The following is a 19,149-nucleotide window of genomic DNA, read 5'->3' on the forward strand; positions in this document are numbered from 1 at the left end:
CCCGCTCGATCTCCCGAGCCGAGAACCGCGGCCCGCGCCGCCGCCACGGCACCCGCCGCCCCGGCGGCATCGCCCACTGATCGCCCGAAACCGCTGTCCCCGTACCGATCTCGCTCCCGGTACGCGACCGAATTCGGCACAGGACAGCACGATATCCCCACCCCCGGGCGAGCGATCCGGATGCCCTCCGGCTGGACCGGAGTTCGACGACCATCTCACCCTCGGCGCCTGTATCTACTTCTGCATCGGTAATGCCTTGGCGTGCAGGAGATCCCGCACCGCTCTCGATCCGCGCACCCGTCAGCCGAGACGATGATCGCGGACGGCGATGAGGTTGCCGGCCAAGCGGGGGGCATCCTTTTCCGGGTCCATCGGTAGCGACACCAGAGCTCGGATGTAGGCCGGGGACAGGATCAGTTCGATGATGTCGCGGCCGTCCAGGACGGTGGTGCCGCTGGCCTCGAGGGTGGCGCGGAACTGGTTCATGCGCGGGGCCGCGAATTCGGCCATGTCGATCAGGCCCTTGTCGCCGTTGCCGCCCGCCTTGGCCATGGCTCGGAAGAAGGCCATCTGGGTGGGGCGGCGCAGGTCGGTGAGCAGGTTGGTGGTCCAGGTGAGCATGTCGGCGTAGAGGTCGCCGGTGGCGGGCACGGGCGAGCGGGTGGCCAGCTCCTCCATGATCGTGTCGATGATCAGGCCTTCGACGGTGCGCCAGCGGCGGTAGATGGTGGCCAGGTGCACGCCGGAACGGGTGGCTACCGCGGCGATATCGATGGTGCCGTCCGGGGATCGGTCCAGAAGTTCACGGGTGGCCTCGTGGACGGCCGCCCGCGTGCGGGCCGTGCGGCCGCCGGGACGCGCCGTGCCTGTTGCTTGTGCCATGACGCCATATTAACGCGAATCTCTTGCGTTTATCGCCGAGGTCGACTTATCGTTAATGCGAAAGATTCGCATCAGTCGAATCGGGGCTGGAAGGTAAGGGGAAAGTCATGGCACGAGCACTCATCGTCGGAGGCGGGATCGCCGGAGACACGCTCGCCCTGTTCCTGGAACGGGACGGCTGGGAGGTGACGGTCGCCGAGATCGCACCGGCCCCGCGGGCCGGCGGTCAGACGGTCGACCTGCGCGGCGACTGCCGGGAGGTGCTGCGGCACGCCGGACTTCTCGACCAGGCTCGGGAATGCCTGGTCCCGCAGCGCGGGGCCGCGTGGATCACCGACGGCGGGCGCAGGCTCGCGGAGATGCCGGTGGAGGCCTTCGACGGACAGGGCCTGGTATCGGACGAGGAACTGCTGCGCACCGACCTGGCCCGCATCCTGCACGAGGCCGCCGGCTCCGGCGTGCGGCACCGCTTCGGCGAAACGGTGGAGGCCCTCGACGATGCCGGAGACCGGGTCCTGGCCCGCTTCCGCAGCGGCGCCTCCGAAGAATTCGACCTGGTGGTCGGAGCCGACGGCGCGCACTCGCGAGTCCGTGCCCTGCGGTTCGGGCCCGAAGAGAACTACCGTCGCCCCCTCGGCCTGGCACACGCCTGGTTCACCCTCGCCGAACAGCCCGACACCCCGAAGGTCGACGGCTGGTTCCTGCTGTACAACGTCCCCGGCCGCCGCGGCCTCGAAGCCCGGCCCGGCCACCCCGGTCACCAGGAGGTCGGCCTGACCTTCGCCGCCGACGAGCTGCCCCCGCGGCACGACCGCGAGGCCCAATTCGCGCTGCTGGACCGCACTTTCGCCGACGTCGGCTGGCGCGCGGCGGAATTCCTGGCGGCGGCACGGCACGCCCCCGACTTCGCCCTGGACACCTTCGATCAGGTCCACGTGCCGTGCTGGCACAACGGCCGAGTGGTTCTCCTGGGCGACAGCGCCTGGTGCGCCAGCCCCCTCAGCGGACTCGGCACCGCGCTGGCCCTGCGCGGCGCCGCCGAACTGGCCGCGGCCCTGCGCACCGCCGACGCCGGAACCGACCCCGGCACCGTTCCCACCGCCCTGGCAGCCTTCGAGACCACCATGCGCCCCCGGGCGACCCAGGCCCAGCAGCTGCCCCCGGGTCGCGTCGCCGCCATGGCACCCCGCACCGCCCTGGGCATCAGGTTCAACGCCTGGGTCATGCGCACCGTGCAGTCACCACTGCTTCGCCCCCTGATGAAGCGCGCCTTCGCCGCCACCGGCCACGCCCCGGATCCCACGGAAACCACTGCTACACAGAAGAACTCGACAGGCGGCTAGCAGGTCCGGAGGGGCGGGGGTGCCGAATCACGCTCGGCCCGAGCGCCTCCACCCGCCATCGTGGACCATGAAGCCGCAACACCGGCTCATCGAGCCCCCTGCGCAGGGGAGATCCACCCGCTGCACGCGACCGGTCACGGGTTCAGGCAACCGACAGCCCCGTCAGGCATGCCCGGTCGAGGTCTCCGGTCGGGTGGGTGTAGCCGCACCGCGCCTTTCAGGGCCTCGCCTAGACGTCGCCGAAATCCATGTCGCCGGAGTCGAGATCGGCGAGTTCGGATTTGACCACGGCGTAGGCGGTGGAGGAGTTGTAGCCTCGGCGCGCGAGCATGCCCACCAGGCGGCGGATGATCTTCTCGCGGTCGAGATCGGCGGGGAGGGTGCGGAGTTTGCGGCGCACCAGATCGGCGGCGCGGTCCTGTTCGTCCTCGGAGGTGATGGTGGAGAGGGCCTCGTCGGCGTCTTCCTTGGCTACGCCCTTGCGGTGCAGTTCCTGGGCGAGAGCGCGTTTGCCTTTGCCGGAGAAGGTGTGGCGGGACTGGACCCACTGGTGAGCGAAGGCGGAGTCGTCGATGAGACCGACTTCGGCGAGGCGGTCCAGGGCGCGGGCCGCCACTTCGGGGCTGTAGCCCTTGGCGGCGAGGCGGTCTTCCAATTCGGAACGACTGCGGGCGCGGTCGGCGAGCAGGCGGAGGCAGACCTCTTTGGCCTGGGCCTCGGTGCCGCCGCCGGGCAGGCCGGAACCCGCTGCGGCGTCGCCGGATCCGGAGTTTCCCGCGCGGCCACGGCCGGAACGCCGGGGGCGGGACTCGTCGTCTCCGTATGCGGCGTAGGCCGAATCCTCGGAGCTGCCGGAACGATCCGAGCGGCCGCGGCCGTACCGGCCTCGGCGGCGGGAGCCGGAGTTTCCGAACGACGATCCGGACGACTTACCCGAGTCGGAGCGGTCGGCAGGGGTTCGGCCAAAACCGGCGCGGTGGTGGGAGACGTAGGGCGAATTCTCTTCGGGAGCAGCCGCATCGGTGGTGGCGGGCGGTTCGCCTTCGGAGTCTTCATCGGCCGAGTCGTCCGCGTGATCGAGCGGGGCCGCGCCACGATCGACAGTCGCCGATCGGCCGCGTGAACCGCTGCTACGGGAGCCGTCGCCGGTTCGGTCCTCGTCGTCGGACCAGCCGTTGTCGCGAGACGAGTCGGCGCCGTGCGACGTGCCGTCCTCGAACGAATCCCGGTGATAGGGGTCCGATCCGGAGCCGGTACCGAACATGTCGTGGTCGGAGGCGTCCGCGCCGTACATGTCGTGCGCGGCCGGGGTCCCCCGGTACATGTCGTGGGCGGAGGTGTCGCCGCCGTACATGTCGTGGCGGGAAGTGTCACCGCCGAAGAGTTCGCGACCGGAGGACTCGCGGCCCGCGGAGCGCTCGGCGGGACCGCGCCGCTTGTTCGCGCGCTTGGCGGAGCGGGCGGCTTGGACCTCGAGTTCGCGGCGGAGGCGTTCGACCGCTTCGAGGCGCGAGCCCGAAGGCCCCGGCGAATTCTGCCGGGGCCCTTGGTCATGCGCGGGTTGCGGTGCCCGTTCTGTCATCGATCAGAAGTCGGCGGGAGCCTCGGCTTCGGCGGCGGCGGTGACGTCCGCGCCCAGGCCCAGCTTCTCCTTGATCTTCTTCTCGATCTCGTCGCGCACGTCGGTGTTCTCGAGCAGGAACTTGCGGGCGTTCTCCTTGCCCTGGCCGAGCTGGTCACCGTCGTAGGTGTACCAGGAGCCGGACTTGCGAATGAAGCCCTGATCCACACCCTGATCGATGATCGAGCCCTCCTTGGAGATGCCGACGCCGTAGAGGATGTCGAACTCGGCCTGCTTGAACGGCGGAGCGACCTTGTTCTTGACGACCTTCACACGCGTGCGGTTACCGACCGCGTCGGTGCCGTCCTTGAGGGTCTCGATACGACGCACGTCCAGGCGCACCGAGGCGTAGAACTTCAGCGCCTTACCACCGGTGGTGGTTTCGGGAGAGCCGAACATCACGCCGATCTTCTCGCGCAGCTGGTTGATGAAGATGGCGGTGGTGCCGGAGTTGTTGATCGCGCTCGTCATCTTGCGCAGGGCCTGGCTCATCAGGCGGGCCTGCAGACCGACGTGGCTGTCACCCATCTCGCCCTCGATCTCGGCGCGCGGCACCAGCGCGGCGACGGAGTCGATGACGACGATGTCGATGGCGCCGGAACGCACCAGCATGTCGGCGATTTCCAGGGCCTGCTCACCGGTGTCCGGCTGCGAGACCAGCAGCGCGTCGGTGTCGACACCGAGCTTGCGGGCGTACTCCGGGTCGAGCGCGTGCTCGGCGTCGATGAAGGCGGCGACGCCGCCGGCGGCCTGCGCGTTGGCGACCGCGTGCAGGGCGACGGTGGTCTTACCCGAGGATTCCGGACCGTAGATCTCGACGATGCGGCCACGCGGCAGGCCGCCGATGCCGAGCGCGATGTCCAGCGCGATGGAGCCGGTCGGGATGACCGAGATGGGCTGGCGCTGCTCCTCACCCAGACGCATGACCGCGCCCTTGCCGAAGCTCTTCTCGACCTGGGCCAATGCCAGCTCGAGCGCCTTGTCGCGGTCGAATGCCTGTGGTGCCATCTCGGTGGTCCCCTTCTCGACGAATGTGTCTCGTTCTGCGTTGGCGCCCACGTTAGAGGGCGGCACCGACAAGTTCCGACGACAGCTTAGACGAACAGGTGTTCGACGCAAGCGACGCGCTCACCGACACGCGGAACCGGTCCCGCACACACCGCACGCTCGTCGATCCCGCCCACCCCGCTCACGACAGCAGCGCGATCCGCTGCGCGTCCATTCGCGACTGCGCCTGTTTGAACAGCCGCAGCGAGGGTGTCACCTCGAGGTCGGTGATCCCCTCGACTCCGCCGAGCCGCTCGGTGACATACCGGTACAGATGCGCGGTATCGCGACAGACCAGCGCAACGGTCAGATTCGTCGCCCCGGTCGTGGCCGCGACATAGGTGACCTCCGGATGAGTGGCCAGCGCCGCCCCGGCTGCCGCCAGATCCGCCGGGCGCACCCGCATCCACAGCGCCGCGCGCACCCCGAAACCCATTCGCTCCAAAGCGAAGTCGAGATCGAAGTACAGCACTCCGGACTCCACCAGCTCCCCCATCCGCCGGGCGGCACGCGGCGCGCTCCATCCGGTGACGGCAGCCAATCGGGCGAAGGGAGCCCGCCCGTCCCGCCCGAGCACGGCCAGCATGGCCTCGTCCTCGGGAGTCAGCGCGAACGGCGTCGCCGACTCCGCGACATCCCGCACCGGACGCCGAGGCCCCAGCGCCGCCAACTGCGCGGCGGTGAAGAGCCGGCCGTACCGCGGCCATTCCTCGTCCTGCGCGAACGCGTGCATGACCTCGTACGCATTCATGCCGGTCACCTGCGGCGCCTGCGGAATCAGCTTGAGCAGCAAGGCGTCTCGCCGTTCCACCGTCCGCGCCCGGCTCACGCACATCACCTCCGAACCGGTGGACAGCAGCGAGACCCAGCTCAGATCCGGCATCCGGGCGAGCGCCTCGCCGAGCTGCTGCGCCGCCTTGGGAGTCGAGCGAAGGCGCAGGATCCACCGCGCGTGCCCGAGCGGCGCGATGTTCAGCTGCCCCGAGACGTGCACGATCCCGCGTTCGCGCATCGACCGATAGCGCCGGGCGACCGTCTGCTCGGACACCTCCAGGATGCCCGCGAGTTTCGCGAACGGGATGCGCGCATCGGTGACCAGTGCGTGCACGATTTTCTGATCGAGAACATCGAATACAGCGGAATCATGCGTGGTTTCGGAGAGCACAGGAGGAATCTAACGCCGATGGCGATCCAGGTGTGTGGAAAACCGTCCGGAACGCAGGCTTGACGGCGTTATCGTTCGCTCTTTCGGAGGCTCCCATGCGCAAATGGCTCCCCCTGTTCGCCGCGTGCCTAGGCACGCTGATGCTGCTCATCGACGTCACCATCGTGAATGTCGCCTTGCCCGATATGGCTGCCGACCTGGGCACGGGCCTGTCCGGCCTGCAGTGGATCATCGACGGCTATGCCCTGGCCCTGGCCGCGCTGCTGCTGGCGCTGGGTTCGCTCGCCGACCGGCTGGGCGCCAAACCGGTCTACCTGGTCGGTCTGACGGTCTTCGCCGTCGCCTCGCTGCTGTGCGGAATCGCTGGTGGCGCGACGTTCCTCGTGATCTCACGGGTGCTGCAGGGCATCGGCGGGGCGGCCATGTTCGCCACCACGCTCTCGCTGCTGCACGCCACCTATACCGGCCGTGACCGCGGCATCGCGTTCGGCGCGTGGGGTGCGGTGGGCGGCGCGGCGGCCGGGCTCGGCGTCGTGCTCGGCGGTGTGCTGACCGATCTGCTGTCGTGGCGGTGGATCTTCTTCGTCAATCTGCCCGTCGCGGCCGTGACCATCGCCCTGTCGGTCACGGCATTCCCTACCGCGCAACGCCATCCGGGCCGGAGCGTGGACCTGCCGGGCATGCTGAGCTTCACCGCGGCGGCCATCGGCCTCACCTTCGGCATCATCCGGGCCGGTGAGCACGGCTGGGGCGACGGCCTCGCGCTCGGCACCATCGCACTGGGCGCTGCCGCCGCGGCCGCCTTCGCCGTCATCGAATCACGCAGCGCCGCACCAATGTTCCCACTCGGCCTGCTGCGCAATCGCGTGTTCGGCGGCACCCTGCTCGGCGCGTCCGGTCAGACGTTCGCGGCCTTCGCGGCCACCCCGCTCATCTCCCTGTGGCTGCAGCAGCAGCTGCACCTGTCGCCGCTGCACGCCGGGCTGTCCATGCTGCCCATGGCCGTGACCGCTTTCGCGGTGGCGGGACTGACCGGCCGATTCCTGCACGATGTCGCACCCGCGTGGACCATCGGCGCTGGTCTGATCCTGATCGGCCTCGGTGCCGGGCTTCTCACCCTCATCGGCCCCGGATCATCTTGGACCGCACTGATTCCCGGCTTCGTGGTGATCGGCGCGGGTGCGGGAGTCAACGCTCCCGCCCTGGTGGCCGTCGGTATGGCGGCGGTTCCCCCGCAGCAGGCCGGAACCGCGTCCGGCGCGGTCAACACGGCCCGGCAGCTCGGCCTCGCGCTGGGAGTCGCGGTGCTGGGCACCGTCTTCCGGACCGCGAGCGGTGCGGATCGCCCACTCCCCTTGGCGCGCTTCGTCGATGGGCTCGACGCAGCGGTCCTGACGGCGAGCCTGGTCGGGATCGTCTTCGGAATCGCGGCCTTCGCCCTGCTCCGCGGTGGAGTTCACACAACGGCGGCGGCTTCTCCCGAGGCTCCGGCACTGGCTCGCTGAAAAACGTTCGGCCGGAACACACTCCGAAAACCTGAACGCCCGCTGCCGGATCGGCCCCGCAGCGGGCGTTCACCTGCCGACCTCGGCATCGGGCCGATCGTCAGCTCTGGATGCTCGACGTCTCCAGCGAGTCAACATCACTCGACGACGGTGGGCTGACGTCGGCGGGGTTCATCCCCGCAATCGCGGCCTTCACCATGCACCGCGGCGGCGTTCGCGGCGCGACGGCAGCTTCTGCGGAGGTTCTGACACCGGATCACCGAAGACCGTTCGGCCGGAACATACCGCGAGGCCTCTCCGGCCGGGCAGTCGCGTTCGGCGACAGTGTCACCCATCCCGTCGGACTGTCCGCTCGATCGGTGGTCACTCGATGGGCAGCGGCGCGTCCTGCTCGTCCTCGCCGCGCGGGCCGAAGATGCGGCGGTCGGATTCGGCGATGGGGGTGTCGTTGATGCTGGCCTCGCGCCGGGACATCAGGCCCTCCGGGGAGAACTCCCACAGCTCGTTGCCGTAGCTGCGGTACCACTGGCCGTTCTCGTCGTGCCACTCGTACTGGAAGCGGACCGCCATGCGGTTCTCGCGGAAGCCCCAGAGTTCCTTGCGCAGCGCGTAGCCGTTCTCGCTCGCCCACTTGCGGGTCAGGAATTCGATGATCTCCGCGCGACCGGTGATGAACTCGTCGCGATTGCGCCACACCGAGTCCTCGGTGTACGCCTGCGCGACCGTCTCGGGATCTCTCGTGTTCCAAGCATTTTCGGCAGCACGGACCTTGATCCTGGCCGATTCCAGGTCGAAGGGCGGCAGTGGTGGGCGCATGGCCGGCTTCCTTTCCGGGCTGGACGGGCGAGGCCGGCTCCGCCGCGTGCGCGCCCGGTCACCGGCCGCGCGATGCTCTTCGGAAGATCTAACCCGTCTATCGTGTTTGACAGGTTGAACGCTAGCGACGGCGGATTATTGCCGTCAACCACCGTAATCCATATCACTGGTTAGAAAGGAAGACCGGGCCGATGACCACCTCGCGACAGCACCCCCCGGTCGCGCCCGATCCCCGACCGCACCTCGGCGAACCACTCGCCCTGGACCTGCTCAATACCCGTTGGATGTCGGCGGACGGCCCGCGGGACCTGCTCACCGACGTCGCCGGACTGCGCACCTGGCTGAGCGAGAACGATCTGGCCGCCGAGCCGGACGAGCCCACGCTGCACGCCCTCGTCACCGCCCGCGATGCCATCGCGACCACGGTCCGCGCCCTGCTGGAACAGCGCCCCCCGGACACCGCGGCGCTCAACGCGGTCCTGGATCAGGGCCGTATCCGCCGCACGCTCACCGAGTCCGGACCGGTCGGCGAACCGGACGTGCCCGCCGCCGAATGGCTCCCCGGCTGGCTCGCCGCCGACAATCTGCTGGAGTTGATCGCGACCGCACCCGGCCGCATCCGCCAGTGCGCCCACCCCGCGTGTGTTCTCTACTTCTTCGATACGTCCAAGAACGGCACGCGCCGTTGGCATTCCATGACCACCTGCGGCAATCGCGCGAAGGCCACCCGGCACTACGCGCGCAAGACCGAGCAGGCGGACTGACCTCCGGGGCATCGAGTACAGATACGCAACCGGATCGAGGGTGACTCCGGACCGGCCGCGCCTTCGGAGCCATCTCGCCGCAAAGGTGACCAGCCCGAGGACAACGAGCCCGACACCGGCGAACTCCTACCAGCGCACCCGCGGCACATCGAACTCCGAACACAGCGCCCGCCACACATCGCGCGGATCCACGCCGCCCTCGATGGCCTGGGCTCCTGTCTTGCCCATGGACGGCAGGACGTGGTCGATCAGCAGCGCATCACCGCGCGCCGCACCGAATTCGGTATGCAACAGCTCCTGGAATTCCGTCAATCGCACGGCGGCGAGCCTACGCCACCGCCGCCGATCACCTGGCGTCGGCCGAAGCGCGGGCCTCGTGACAGATCCGGACCGGATCGGAGACCACTGCCACTCCGGCCGCCGCCGACCGGGCCGCCTCGGTGTATGAGGGATCGGCCAGGATCGATCGCACCGCCGCCCGCACCGACTCGGGGGTGAGCGGCCGCACCAGGATCGAACTCCCCTGCCGCACAGCGCGATTCGCGAGCTCCCACTGATCGCCCCCGCCCGGAACCGTCACCACGGGCACACCTGCGAGCAGCGATTTCGCGAGCAGACCGTGCCCGCCACCGCCGATCACGACCCTCGCGTGCCGCAGCAGTTCGTCCTGACGTCCCAAACCCGCTGTGGCCCAGGGCGGCAGGTCCGTCGGCGGCGTGTCCAGCGTGGACACCGCGACCCGCACTCCCTCACCGTCGAGCGCCTCGAGCACGGTCTCGACCATTCCCGCGAGCCCGGTGTGGGCGGTGGACGGTGCGACCATGACCAGCGGATCGTCACCGGGTGGCAGGTCGAGTACATGCGAGGTCGGCTCCCACAGCAGCGGCCCCACCAGGTGCGCGTTGTCCGGCCAATCGGGCCGGGGCACCTCGAGAGCGGGCAGCGTGGCGATCAGCCGTGCCACCGGACCCGGGTCCTGCGCGGGCAGGCCGACGCCGCTGCGAGCCTGTTCCCGCTGCAGTTCCCCGCGCCGGATGTCCCGCCCGGTCAGCGTGCGCAGCACCACGTCCCGAGCCCGCCCGCGCACGCCCTCACCCGGCGCGAGCCCACTTCCGATGGGCGGCAACCCTTTCGAGGGCAGATACAGCGGATGCGGGGACAGTTCCACCCACGGCACGCCCAGTCGTTCGGCCGCCATTCCGCCGCCGGCGGTGAGCACATCGGATACCACCAGCTCGGGCAGCATCGCGCTCAGCTCGGGCAGGATCTCGGTCGAAATATGCGCCGCGCGTTGGTGGATCCGCGCGCCGGCGTCCTCGTCGTCGTCCTCGGCGCGCGGCGCGAGTCCTCTGAGCCGCCGCACCCCGATTCCCGCGTCCCGCGCCGCGTCGAACCATCGCGGGCTGGTGAACAGCACGGGATCATCCCCCGCGGCCGCCAGCCGCAGGCACAACGCGATCGCCGGAAAGGCATGTCCCGGATCAGGCCCGGCCACCACCGCTACTCGCACAACCCCCACCTTCCCACACCCGCCGCCCCGGACCCGCGCTCCCCCGACCGTGTGGCGAAACGACCGGGCTCGATTCGGGCGGGCGTCCGCACTCGGCGCACCGGTCCGAGCATCGGCGCCACACGGGCCGTGGCAGGCGTCGGCACGTGCTCATCTCCCGGTCCCGATTTCGATGCGGCGAAACACCCCGCCGCACAACGACAGCCGAGGTGAGCTCGGATCAGCCTCGGAAGTAGTACAGCTCGAAGGAGACCGCGCGATCGGCGGCGAAGCCCTCCTTCGGGCCGGTGGTCATCTCCAGCACCGCCCTGGCCTGGTCCTCGACCGGATCCGAACTCAGCGCTTCGAGGTAGCGATGATGGGCGATGAGCGATCCGACGGCGACCTCGACGGTGTCGGTGACATCCACCGCGTGCGAGCCGTCGGCGACGCCGTAGACCGCCGCCCAGCGCGGTGACCAGGCCGGGATGTCCGCGATTTCGGGGTGGATCCATTCGTTCCCGGCATCGGACACCGCGTCCAGGCCCGCGCGGCCCACCGCGCGATGGTCGGCGCTGTTGGCGTAGCCGCGCGCCCACACGTCGCCGAAGTTGAACAGCACCACCATCTCCGGGCGATGCCGCCGGATCGCGGCCGCCAGATCCCGGCGCAGCGCGAGGTTCTCCTCGATGCGACCGTCCGGGTAGCCCAGGAACTCGACCTCGGTGACGCCGACGAGCGTCGCACCGGCGCGTTCCTCGGCCTCGCGCAGCGGCCCGGCCTCCGCGGGTGCGAGCCCCTCGATGCCCGCCTCCCCGCTCGAGGCCAGCACGTAGCGAATGTCCTTGCCCTGCCGCGTCCAGCGCGCGACAGCGGCGGCCGCGCCGTATTCGATGTCGTCGGGATGCGCGACGATGACGACGCCGCGCTCCCAGTCCTCAGGCAGCTGCTCCATGCGCTCAATTGAACAGCAGTGCGGTCCCCGGGACCTCACAGCACGCCCAGAACCCCCTCGAACGCGGCCTCGGCGGCCCCGAGCAGTTTGAGATCGGCCCCCAGGCGCGACTTCTCGATCCGCACCCCGCCCAGCGCGCGACTGACCATGCTGCGCCGGCGCACCTGCTCGCGCACCCGCGTCACGGCGGCATCGGGCAGCGCCGTGAACAGGTCGCCGAGCACGATCAGCTCCGGTCCGAGAATATTGACGACGTTCACCAGTCCGAGCGTGAGCCAGTCCAGATACTCGCCGAGCTCGGCGCAATCCTCCTGCAGCGCGCGCAGTTCCGCGACGATCGCACCGCGCGGCACGTGTTCGGGCAGACCCAGCGCGCGGCACAGCGCGGCATCCCCCACCTCGGTTTCCCAGCAGCCCTCGTTGCCGCAGTGACAGACTCGGCCGCCGGGCCGCACCGTCATATGCCCGATCTCACCGAGGTATCCGGCAGAGCCGCGCAGCAGTGAGCCCTGCGCGATCAGACCGCCGCCGACGCCCACGTCCGCGGAGACGAACACCGCGTCACCACCGCCGCGCCCGGCACCGCGCAGATGTTCCGCGAGCGCGCCGAATTCGGCATCGTTGCCGACGGTCACCGGCACGTTCAGCACCGCGGTCATCCGTTCGCCGAGCGCCACCTCGCCCCAGCTCAGATTGGCCGCATTGTGCACGAGACCGTCGTTGCGCCGCACCACGCCCGGCACCGAGACCCCCGCCGCGACCGGATGCAATCCCAGATCGCCCGCCAGCATCGCCGCGGACTCCGCGACATGGGTGATCACCTCATCCGGATCCCGTTGCCGCCCATGCAGATTCCAGCTGTTGCGACCCAGGATCTGCCCGCCGAACCCGACCAGCGCGATCCCCGCGTGCTCGGCCTGCACGTACACCGCCAGCACCACCGCGGCCTGCGGCTGCGGCAGCACCAGCAGCGACGGGCGGCCCGCGCCGCGCGCCTGGCGGGGCACCTTCTCCTGCACCAGTCCCGCCTCGGCCAGGCCGTCGACGAGCATCTTGATGGTGGAGCGATTGAGCCCGAGCTCGACGGCGAGCGCCGCGCGGGTGGCGGGGCCTCCGGTGTGCAGTAGCCGCAGGAGGCTCGACCGGTTGAACCGGCGCACCTCGTCCGGTCGGGCGACGGTCATGGACTCAGCAATACCATCGCGACCCTCACCGATGCGTAATCGCCGCGCGCCGTCGTGACAGCGCGTCCACGGTCGCCGCGAGCAGCAGCACCAAACCGGTGACGATCGAGACCACCGCGGCGGGCTGTTGCAGCAGGCCGAGCCCGTTGGACACCACCGCCAGCACCGCGCCGCCGATCACCGCGTCGGCCACCCGGCCCTTTCCACCGAACAGCGAGGTGCCGCCGATCACCGCCGCGCCGACCGCGAACAGCAGCGTATTGAGCCCGCCCGCTTGCGGATCCACCGATCCGACCTTGGAGGAGTACACGATCGCGCCGACCGCCGCACACGAGGAGCAGATGACGAAAACGCTGGCCCGCAGCTGCGTGACATTGATGCCCGCGCGCCGCGCGGCCTCGGCATTGCCGCCGACCGCGTAGATGTGCCGCCCATAGGTGGTGCGCCGCAACACATATGTCCCGACCACCAGCAGCGCCAGCACGATCGGCACCACGTACGGAATCCCGGAGATCTCGATCAGCGTGCTCGGTGACCGGTTGACCGTCAGCAGGATCGTCACGACGATCGCGAATCCGCTGAGCCCCACCACCTTCGCCACCACCAGCGGGGTCGGCGAGGTCACCAGTCCGCGCCGGCGCCGCATGGCGTGACCGCCCAGCGCGACCGCCGCATAGCCACCGGCCGCCACCACGCACAGCGCCCAGCTCCCCAGCGTGGACAGGTTCCCGTTGGCGACCTGATCGAGCACGTGCGAGGAACTGATACCCAGCACGCCGCCTTCGCCGATGAGCTGCAGGATCACCCCCTGCCAGGCCAGGAACAGCGCCAGGGTCACCACGAAGGACGGCATGCCGATATTGGCGATCAGGAACCCGGTGATGCAGCCGATCGCCGCGCCGACACACACCGCCAGTAGCATCTCGCCCCACGGATTGGCGTGAAACCCGAAGACCGTCAACGCCACACCGAGCAGCGAGAGCCCCACGCCCGGCCACACCCGCAGCAGTCCCGCGAGCAACGCGGCCAGCAGCAGCAACGCGAGGAAGACGTAGAACACCGTGGAACCCATGCCGGTCAGCAGGTTCCCGTTCTCCACGTAGTGCAGGGCCAGGACCGCGCCCGCCACGCCCGACGCGGTGCCCGCCGACAGATCGATCTCACCGATCAGCAGCACGAACACGATGCCCATCGCGATGATCGTCTGTCCCGCGCCCTGCGCGAGCAGATTGGCGATGTTGTTGAGCGAGAAGAACACATCGGACAGGATCGAGAACAGCACGACCAGGGCGACGAGCCCGAGTATCGCCGGGAGCGAGCCGATTTCACCGGCGCGCAATTGGATCACGTAGTCGCGCAGCGCTTCCCGGGTGCTCGGCGTCGCGGTATCGATCCCGAAGTCGGTGATCGCGGTCGCCGGATCGGGCGCGGTGGCCACGGCCCCCGGTTCCTTGTTCAGGTCGATGCTCGTCGCACCGTCGGCCGGGATCGGTCCGGCCGCGTCCGGTTCACTCACGATGTCCTCGCTCACAGCTGCACCGCTTCCGGTCGAGCCAGCCCCAGATCCCCCGAACGCCCGGCGGTGATCAACTCGACCACCTGCCCGTGCGTGACGTCGGCCGTGCGGACCTGCGCCGCCATCCGGCCCAGGTACAGCACCGCGATGCGGTCCGCGACCTCGAACACATCCGCCAGATTGTGGCTGATCAGCACCACGCCCAGACCCTTCTCGGCCAGCCGGCGCACCAGGTCCAGCACCTGGCGGGTCTGCGCGACACCCAGTGCCGCCGTCGGTTCGTCCAGCAGCACCAGATTGCTGTTCCACAGCACCGCTTTGGCGATCGCCACGGTCTGACGCTGCCCGCCCGAGAGCGAGGCGACGGGCGTGCGCACCGATTTCACGGTGCGCACGCCCAGCGAGGCCAGCGTGCTCCGTGCTGCCTCCTCCATGCTCGCCTCGTCCAGTCGCCACGGTTTCCCGCGCTCCCGGCCGAGGAACATATTGGCGACGATGTCCAGATTGTCGGCAAGGGCGAGGTCCTGATAGACGACCTCGATGCCGAGTTCCGCCGCGTCTTTCGGTCCGCGCAGATGGACGGGTTCGCCCCGGAATCGCACTTCGCCCGAATCGGCGGCGTGGATTCCGGCGACGCATTTCACCAGGGTGGATTTACCCGCGCCATTGTCGCCGACCAATGCGGTGACCTCGCCCGCCGGCACGGTGAGGTCGACATCGTGCAGCACGTGCACCGGCCCGAAACTCTTGTTCAGGCCGGTGATCCGGAGCAGCGGCTCGCTCATTCCATCAGTCCTCAGGAGATTCCGAGCTCGGCGCACGCGGCCTTGACGTCACCGCTGCACAGATCCGACGGCTTCACGAATCCCGCGTCGGTCACCTTCTTGACGTCGGCGCGGATGATCGTCTGCGGTTGCAGCAGAATCGATTTCACATCGCGCTTGCCCTTGGGATCCTGACTCACGCCCTGCGCCAGCGCGTCCGCCGCGGCGGTGTCGCCCTTGGCCAGTGCCACAGCCAGTTTCGCGGCCTGTTCGGCCTCGTCGCGAATGGGCTTGAACACCGTCATGAACTGATCGCCGCGCAGCACCGCCTTGAGTCCGTCCGTGGTGGCGTCCTGGCCGGTCACCGGCACCCGGCCGTTGAGGCCGTTCTTCTTGAGCACCGTGATCACCGCACCGGCCAGCCCGTCATTGGCTGCCACCACACCGTCGACCTTGCCGCCGTTTCCGGTCAGGATCTGCTCGAAGGTGTTGCCGCCCTTCTGATTGTCCCAGCCGTCGATGGCCTGGCTGCGCACCAGTTTCAACGCTCCGGAATCGTAGAGGGGTTTGAGGATGTTCTCCTGCCCCTGGTGGAACAGGGTCGCGTTGTTGTCGGTCGGCGCGCCCTCGATCTCGACGACCTCCGCGCCGGGCTTGTCCTTCAGCGCTCCCGCCAGCGCCGTGCCCTGGAGTTCGCCGACCTTCACATTGTCGAAAGACACGTAGTAGTCCGAGGATCCGCCGAGGTTGAGGCGGTCGTAGTCGATGGTCGGGATGCCGGCCTTCTTGGCCTTGGCGGCGACCGCGCCGCCCACCTCGCTGTTGATCGAGGCGATCAGCAGAACCTTCACACCCTTGGCGATCATGCCGTCGGCCAGGGTGCTGAACTTCTGCACATCGCCCTGCGCGTTCTGCACGTCGGCGTCGAATCCCGCTGCGCGCAGCGCGGTTTGCAGCATGGGCTTGTCGAAGGATTCCCAGCGAGCCGAGGTGGCGGTCTCGGGCAGGATGACACCGACCGTCCCGTTGCCACCGCCGCCCGAGGGCGCGTTCGACGAGTCGGTGTCGCTGCTGGAATTGGAGCCGCAGGCGGTCAGGGCCAGTAGGCCGGACATGGCCAGCGCGGCGGCGGTGAGTCCGGGCCTCATGCGTCTGCCACGGGGTGCGGGTGTACGGGTTTTCGTCCTCATCAGGTGACCTCCCGAGCTACGGCCGTGCCCGTGCGAGGGGGCAGCGACGGCCGTCACAGCAATATGTTGTGGGCAACAACATATGTGCTTCGGCGGAGCTCGGAGGCGGAATCACGCAAACCGGTCCTAACCAGTGTCCGACTCGGTCCCGCGCTTGTCCGGAGAAACGCGAACAGGCCGTCCGGTGTCTTCACGACACCGAACGGCCCGGGGCGAAAGTGGTTGCTACAACTTGCTGATCGGCGACTTGTCCTTGCCGGACACCGCCTTGAACACCAGGTACAAACCGAAGACGACGAGGCTGATCATGAGGATCGGAAACAGACCCTTGATCAACCAGCCGATGACCACGAACGCGAGCCAGACGGCTGCGACGATGCCGAGGATCTTCCAAAACATTCCAAGCCTCCCGTGGGGTTCCGCACCGCGTCAGCGCGGTCCGACACACTCCATACTGGCCGCTCGACTGTGGAAAATCACCAGGTCAGCACCAATATCGGGAAGAAATCAGGGTTGTCCCTGAGTTCCGGCACCGGGAAGGATGATCGTTTTACCCCGAGAACGGGCGGTCCGCAGCGCGGGCGCGGCGGCGGCCGCCTCGCGCAGGGGGATCTCGGCATCGATGCGGACCCGCAGTTTCCCGGCGCTGGCCAGCGAGACCAGGGTGGCCAGCAGCTCGGCGCTGGACTTGTTCGAGAAGTTCACCCCGCGCAGGCCGCGCGCATCGATCGCGTCGACGTCCAGGGCCCCGATCGTGCTGACCACGATGCCGCCCTTGCGCAGCACACCCGCGACCCGGTCGGAGTCGGCCGGGCCGGTCACCAGATCCAGGATCGCGTCGATGCCGTCCGGATGCGCGGCCCGCACCTGCTCGACGGTGTCGCCCCGCGCCCGATCCACGGTCTCGACCGCACCGAGTTCACGCAGGTACTCCGCCAGGTCCGGACCGGCGGTGGCGATGACGCGGGCGCCGCGTTCGGCCGCGAACTGCACGGCGAACTGACCGACACCGCCGGTCGCACCGTTGATCAGGATGGTCTGTCCCGATTCGACCTCGGTGGCGCGCACCGCGTTGTACGCCGACATGCCCGCGGTCGGCAGGCTCGCGGCCACGGCGAAGGGCAGATCCGGCGGGAGCACGGCCAGGAAGCCGGTCTCCGCGGCCACCGCGAACTCGGCGCACGCGCCGCGACCGTGCCGCACACTCATGAACTGGCCACACACTCGATCGCCGGGCGCGAACCGGGTGACCTCCGCCCCGATCCGCTCGACGACCCCGGCGGCGTCGTTGCCTAGCACCAGGGGGAACCCGTGCGGCACCACATCTTTCAGCGCGCCGTCCACGACCTTCCAGTCGAAGGGATTCACCGCCGCCGCCTCGACCCTGACCAGGATCTCGCCCGGCCCGGGATCGGGCACCGGCTGCTCGGTCAGCTCGGGCCGCGCACCGAAATCGGAGATAGTCACCGCACGCATCGTGTCCACGGTGCCCACGGTAGCGCCCCTACCTGAGGGACAGGCGTGGCTCCCCCATCGCCTATCGGTTCGAGCGGAACCGATCGTCCGCGAGATCGGTGAGGGCCTGGGCCCAGCCGTCGAGGCGATCGGCGGCGTCGCGCAGGTGGACCATGGCCCAGCCGAGATCGTCCGCGATCGCGGCGCTCTCGGGAACCGCGAGCACCCGGGCCGCGGCGCCGACCATGCCCTCGAATTCCACGACACCGCCGTCGAGGCGGACCGATACCGCCCGAACATGCTCGGTGAGAGGCGACGTGGCGCCCATGACGCCCGCCGCGTGCTCCATGGCGACGAGATCCGAAGCCAGAGCGTGCAGGGCGGCCGCGCCGGAGGTGGCCGTGGCGAGGGTATCGGCGAGATCATCGGCGGGCAGCCGTCCGGATCGGGCGATCTGCGCTCCCAGCCCGTGTAATGCCCGCTCGGCCTTCACAAGTCGCGCGATCGAGGTCCGCGCCGCCGAACGCAGCGGCGGCAGTTTGCGCGGCACGAACGCCGCCTGGGGAAGGGGTTCACGCCGCTGCAGCAGATACCGGCGCGTGGTCACCGCGGTGCCCGTCACCAGCGCGACCGCACCACCGCCGACCACGACCACCGCCCATGCCGGAGCCGAGATCAGCACCAGCCCCACGGTTCCCGCGGTGGTCAGCCCCGAGGCCGTTCCCAACCGCAGGCCCCGCCGGCGCGTCCGCCGCCGCTTGCGCAACTCGCGCTCGCGCGGATCGGCCCATTTGCGCACGGCGACCAGTGCCTGCTCCCCCACCTCGCGCAGGGTGTCCGGCAACCGCTGCGCCAGCTCCTCCGGTTCCATCCCGGCCGGTGCCAGCACCTCGCGCACCGCCTGAGCGGCCCGCTCGCGCTTGCGCTGCTTCTTCCCCGGCTTCGGGTTCTTCCCTGCCTTCGGGGCCTCGGCCGCGGTCGTTCCCGCTACGCCGGGACCGAACCCGGCTGCCGTGCCCTCGCGGGCCCCGTATCGATAGCCCGGCGGGTACTGCGAGCCTGCCCCGTACGGGAATCCCGGTCGATGACGCGCGTCCGGCTGCCCCGACTCGAATCCCGGCGGCACCGCACCGCGGGGCGCCGAGCCGGGCCCGGGGGCGCCGAATGCGACCGTCGGATCCGAGGGCGGGGCGGATTCGTCCCACCGCTGAGCCGACGTGTGTCCACCCGCACCGAACGTTGTCGATCGCCCCTCGAAACCCGGTGCGGCGGAACCTGTCCCGGCTGCCGAGGGATCCGATTGCGCCCCGGGATACGCGGGATATGCCGTGGCCTGCGTATAGGGCCGGGTATCCGGATTCGACGGAGTGCTTGTGAATGGTCGCGTGTGCGCGGGTGGCGCGGAATCGCCCGGTCCGAAGGGCGCGGTGGGTGTCCGCGCGGCGCCGGAACT

Annotated in this window: 17 protein-coding genes and 1 pseudogene; 3 read left to right on the forward strand and 15 right to left on the reverse strand. The window is 69.5% G+C overall.

The window, feature by feature from the left end:
- Window positions 1-300 precede the first annotated feature (300 nt).
- Window positions 301-882, reverse strand: a complete 582-nt coding sequence (locus NJ1_RS37255) for a TetR/AcrR family transcriptional regulator C-terminal ligand-binding domain-containing protein (RefSeq protein WP_067704909.1) — start codon at window positions 880-882, stop codon at window positions 301-303.
- A 107-nt stretch (window positions 883-989) separates the two neighbouring features.
- Here NJ1_RS37255 and NJ1_RS37260 point away from each other — a divergent pair, with 107 nt between their 5' ends.
- Complete coding sequence (locus NJ1_RS37260) at window positions 990-2,225, forward strand: FAD-dependent monooxygenase (protein ID WP_067704913.1); 1,236 nt, start codon at window positions 990-992, stop codon at window positions 2,223-2,225.
- 229 nt (window positions 2,226-2,454) lie between these two features.
- On the opposite strand, the pseudogene recX reads toward NJ1_RS37260, so the two are convergent.
- The 3 genes and pseudogenes from recX to NJ1_RS37275 form a co-directional block, all read right to left on the reverse strand.
- A pseudogene (gene recX / locus NJ1_RS41205) lies at window positions 2,455-3,036 on the reverse strand (recombination regulator RecX); the annotation flags it as partial.
- Window positions 3,037-3,810: 774 nt separating this feature from the next.
- Window positions 3,811-4,854 (reverse strand): recombinase RecA, encoded by a 1,044-nt coding sequence (gene recA, locus NJ1_RS37270; RefSeq protein WP_067704962.1) that lies wholly within the window; start codon window positions 4,852-4,854, stop codon window positions 3,811-3,813.
- A gap of 181 nt (window positions 4,855-5,035) precedes the next feature.
- Window positions 5,036-6,058, reverse strand: coding sequence for an Lrp/AsnC family transcriptional regulator (locus NJ1_RS37275; RefSeq protein ID WP_067704915.1), 1,023 nt, complete (start codon window positions 6,056-6,058; stop codon window positions 5,036-5,038).
- A gap of 95 nt (window positions 6,059-6,153) precedes the next feature.
- On the opposite strand from NJ1_RS37275, the gene NJ1_RS37280 reads away from it, so the two are divergent.
- Complete coding sequence (locus NJ1_RS37280) at window positions 6,154-7,563, forward strand: MFS transporter (protein WP_067704918.1); 1,410 nt, start codon at window positions 6,154-6,156, stop codon at window positions 7,561-7,563.
- Between the two features lie 363 nt (window positions 7,564-7,926).
- Here the strand turns inward: NJ1_RS37280 and NJ1_RS37285 are convergent, their stop codons facing one another.
- Window positions 7,927-8,379, reverse strand: coding sequence for a nuclear transport factor 2 family protein (locus NJ1_RS37285; RefSeq protein WP_067704921.1), 453 nt, complete (start codon window positions 8,377-8,379; stop codon window positions 7,927-7,929).
- 191 nt (window positions 8,380-8,570) lie between these two features.
- On the opposite strand from NJ1_RS37285, the gene NJ1_RS37290 reads away from it, so the two are divergent.
- Window positions 8,571-9,143 carry a CGNR zinc finger domain-containing protein gene (locus NJ1_RS37290; protein ID WP_067704924.1) on the forward strand — a complete coding sequence of 191 codons (573 nt, stop codon included), beginning with the start codon at window positions 8,571-8,573 and terminating at the stop codon, window positions 9,141-9,143.
- Between the two features lie 126 nt (window positions 9,144-9,269).
- On the opposite strand, the gene NJ1_RS37295 is transcribed toward NJ1_RS37290, so the two are convergent.
- From NJ1_RS37295 to pspM, 10 genes are all read right to left on the reverse strand, one after another.
- Window positions 9,270-9,461, reverse strand: coding sequence for a DUF3046 domain-containing protein (locus NJ1_RS37295; protein WP_067704931.1), 192 nt, complete (start codon window positions 9,459-9,461; stop codon window positions 9,270-9,272).
- Window positions 9,462-9,489: 28 nt separating this feature from the next.
- Entirely contained in the window at window positions 9,490-10,653 is a 1,164-nt protein-coding gene (locus NJ1_RS37300) for a glycosyltransferase (protein ID WP_067704933.1), read from the reverse strand.
- 220 nt (window positions 10,654-10,873) lie between these two features.
- Window positions 10,874-11,587 (reverse strand): PIG-L deacetylase family protein, encoded by a 714-nt coding sequence (locus tag NJ1_RS37305; RefSeq protein WP_067704935.1) that lies wholly within the window; start codon window positions 11,585-11,587, stop codon window positions 10,874-10,876.
- Window positions 11,588-11,622: 35 nt separating this feature from the next.
- Window positions 11,623-12,771, reverse strand: a complete 1,149-nt coding sequence (locus NJ1_RS37310) for an ROK family transcriptional regulator (RefSeq protein WP_067704938.1) — start codon at window positions 12,769-12,771, stop codon at window positions 11,623-11,625.
- 25 nt (window positions 12,772-12,796) lie between these two features.
- Window positions 12,797-14,302, reverse strand: coding sequence for a sugar ABC transporter permease (locus NJ1_RS37315; RefSeq protein WP_174557164.1), 1,506 nt, complete (start codon window positions 14,300-14,302; stop codon window positions 12,797-12,799).
- A complete protein-coding gene (locus NJ1_RS37320; protein ID WP_067704947.1) occupies window positions 14,299-15,072 on the reverse strand; it encodes an ATP-binding cassette domain-containing protein in 774 nt (257 codons plus the stop codon). Before NJ1_RS37320 ends, NJ1_RS37315 begins: the two co-directional genes overlap by 4 nt.
- A gap of 11 nt (window positions 15,073-15,083) precedes the next feature.
- The gene (locus NJ1_RS37325; protein WP_067704951.1) at window positions 15,084-16,199 is read right to left on the reverse strand and encodes a sugar ABC transporter substrate-binding protein; all 1,116 of its coding nucleotides are present in this window, start codon (window positions 16,197-16,199) and stop codon (window positions 15,084-15,086) included.
- A 267-nt stretch (window positions 16,200-16,466) separates the two neighbouring features.
- Window positions 16,467-16,640, reverse strand: coding sequence for a hypothetical protein (locus tag NJ1_RS39940; protein WP_169813261.1), 174 nt, complete (start codon window positions 16,638-16,640; stop codon window positions 16,467-16,469).
- A 108-nt stretch (window positions 16,641-16,748) separates the two neighbouring features.
- Complete coding sequence (locus NJ1_RS37330; RefSeq protein WP_067704968.1) at window positions 16,749-17,717, reverse strand: NADP-dependent oxidoreductase; 969 nt, start codon at window positions 17,715-17,717, stop codon at window positions 16,749-16,751.
- Window positions 17,718-17,778: 61 nt separating this feature from the next.
- Window positions 17,779-19,149, reverse strand: a 1,371-nt coding sequence (gene pspM / locus NJ1_RS40780) for a phage shock envelope stress response protein PspM (protein ID WP_245717756.1), incomplete at its 5' end; no start/stop codon positions are given.

The organism is Nocardia jejuensis NBRC 103114 (assembly GCF_001613145.1).
Classification (GTDB): Bacteria; Actinomycetota; Actinomycetes; order Mycobacteriales; family Mycobacteriaceae; genus Nocardia; species Nocardia jejuensis.

Excerpts from the sequence above, each read along its gene's own strand:
- NJ1_RS37310 (WP_067704938.1), bottom strand. The coding sequence starts at position 12,771 with ATGACCGTCGCCCGACCGGACGAGGTGCGCCGGTTCAACCGGTCGAGC.
- NJ1_RS37285 (WP_067704921.1), bottom strand. The coding sequence starts at position 8,379 with ATGCGCCCACCACTGCCGCCCTTCGACCTGGAATCGGCCAGGATCAAG.
- NJ1_RS37260 (WP_067704913.1), top strand. The coding sequence starts at position 990 with ATGGCACGAGCACTCATCGTCGGAGGCGGGATCGCCGGAGACACGCTC.
- NJ1_RS39940 (WP_169813261.1), bottom strand. The coding sequence starts at position 16,640 with ATGTTTTGGAAGATCCTCGGCATCGTCGCAGCCGTCTGGCTCGCGTTC.
- NJ1_RS37320 (WP_067704947.1), bottom strand. The coding sequence starts at position 15,072 with ATGAGCGAGCCGCTGCTCCGGATCACCGGCCTGAACAAGAGTTTCGGG.
- NJ1_RS37325 (WP_067704951.1), bottom strand. The coding sequence starts at position 16,199 with ATGAGGCCCGGACTCACCGCCGCCGCGCTGGCCATGTCCGGCCTACTG.
- NJ1_RS37330 (WP_067704968.1), bottom strand. The coding sequence starts at position 17,717 with ATGCGTGCGGTGACTATCTCCGATTTCGGTGCGCGGCCCGAGCTGACC.
- NJ1_RS37290 (WP_067704924.1), top strand. The coding sequence starts at position 8,571 with ATGACCACCTCGCGACAGCACCCCCCGGTCGCGCCCGATCCCCGACCG.
- NJ1_RS37280 (WP_067704918.1), top strand. The coding sequence starts at position 6,154 with ATGCGCAAATGGCTCCCCCTGTTCGCCGCGTGCCTAGGCACGCTGATG.
- NJ1_RS37255 (WP_067704909.1), bottom strand. The coding sequence starts at position 882 with ATGGCACAAGCAACAGGCACGGCGCGTCCCGGCGGCCGCACGGCCCGC.
- recA (WP_067704962.1), bottom strand. The coding sequence starts at position 4,854 with ATGGCACCACAGGCATTCGACCGCGACAAGGCGCTCGAGCTGGCATTG.
- NJ1_RS37305 (WP_067704935.1), bottom strand. The coding sequence starts at position 11,587 with ATGGAGCAGCTGCCTGAGGACTGGGAGCGCGGCGTCGTCATCGTCGCG.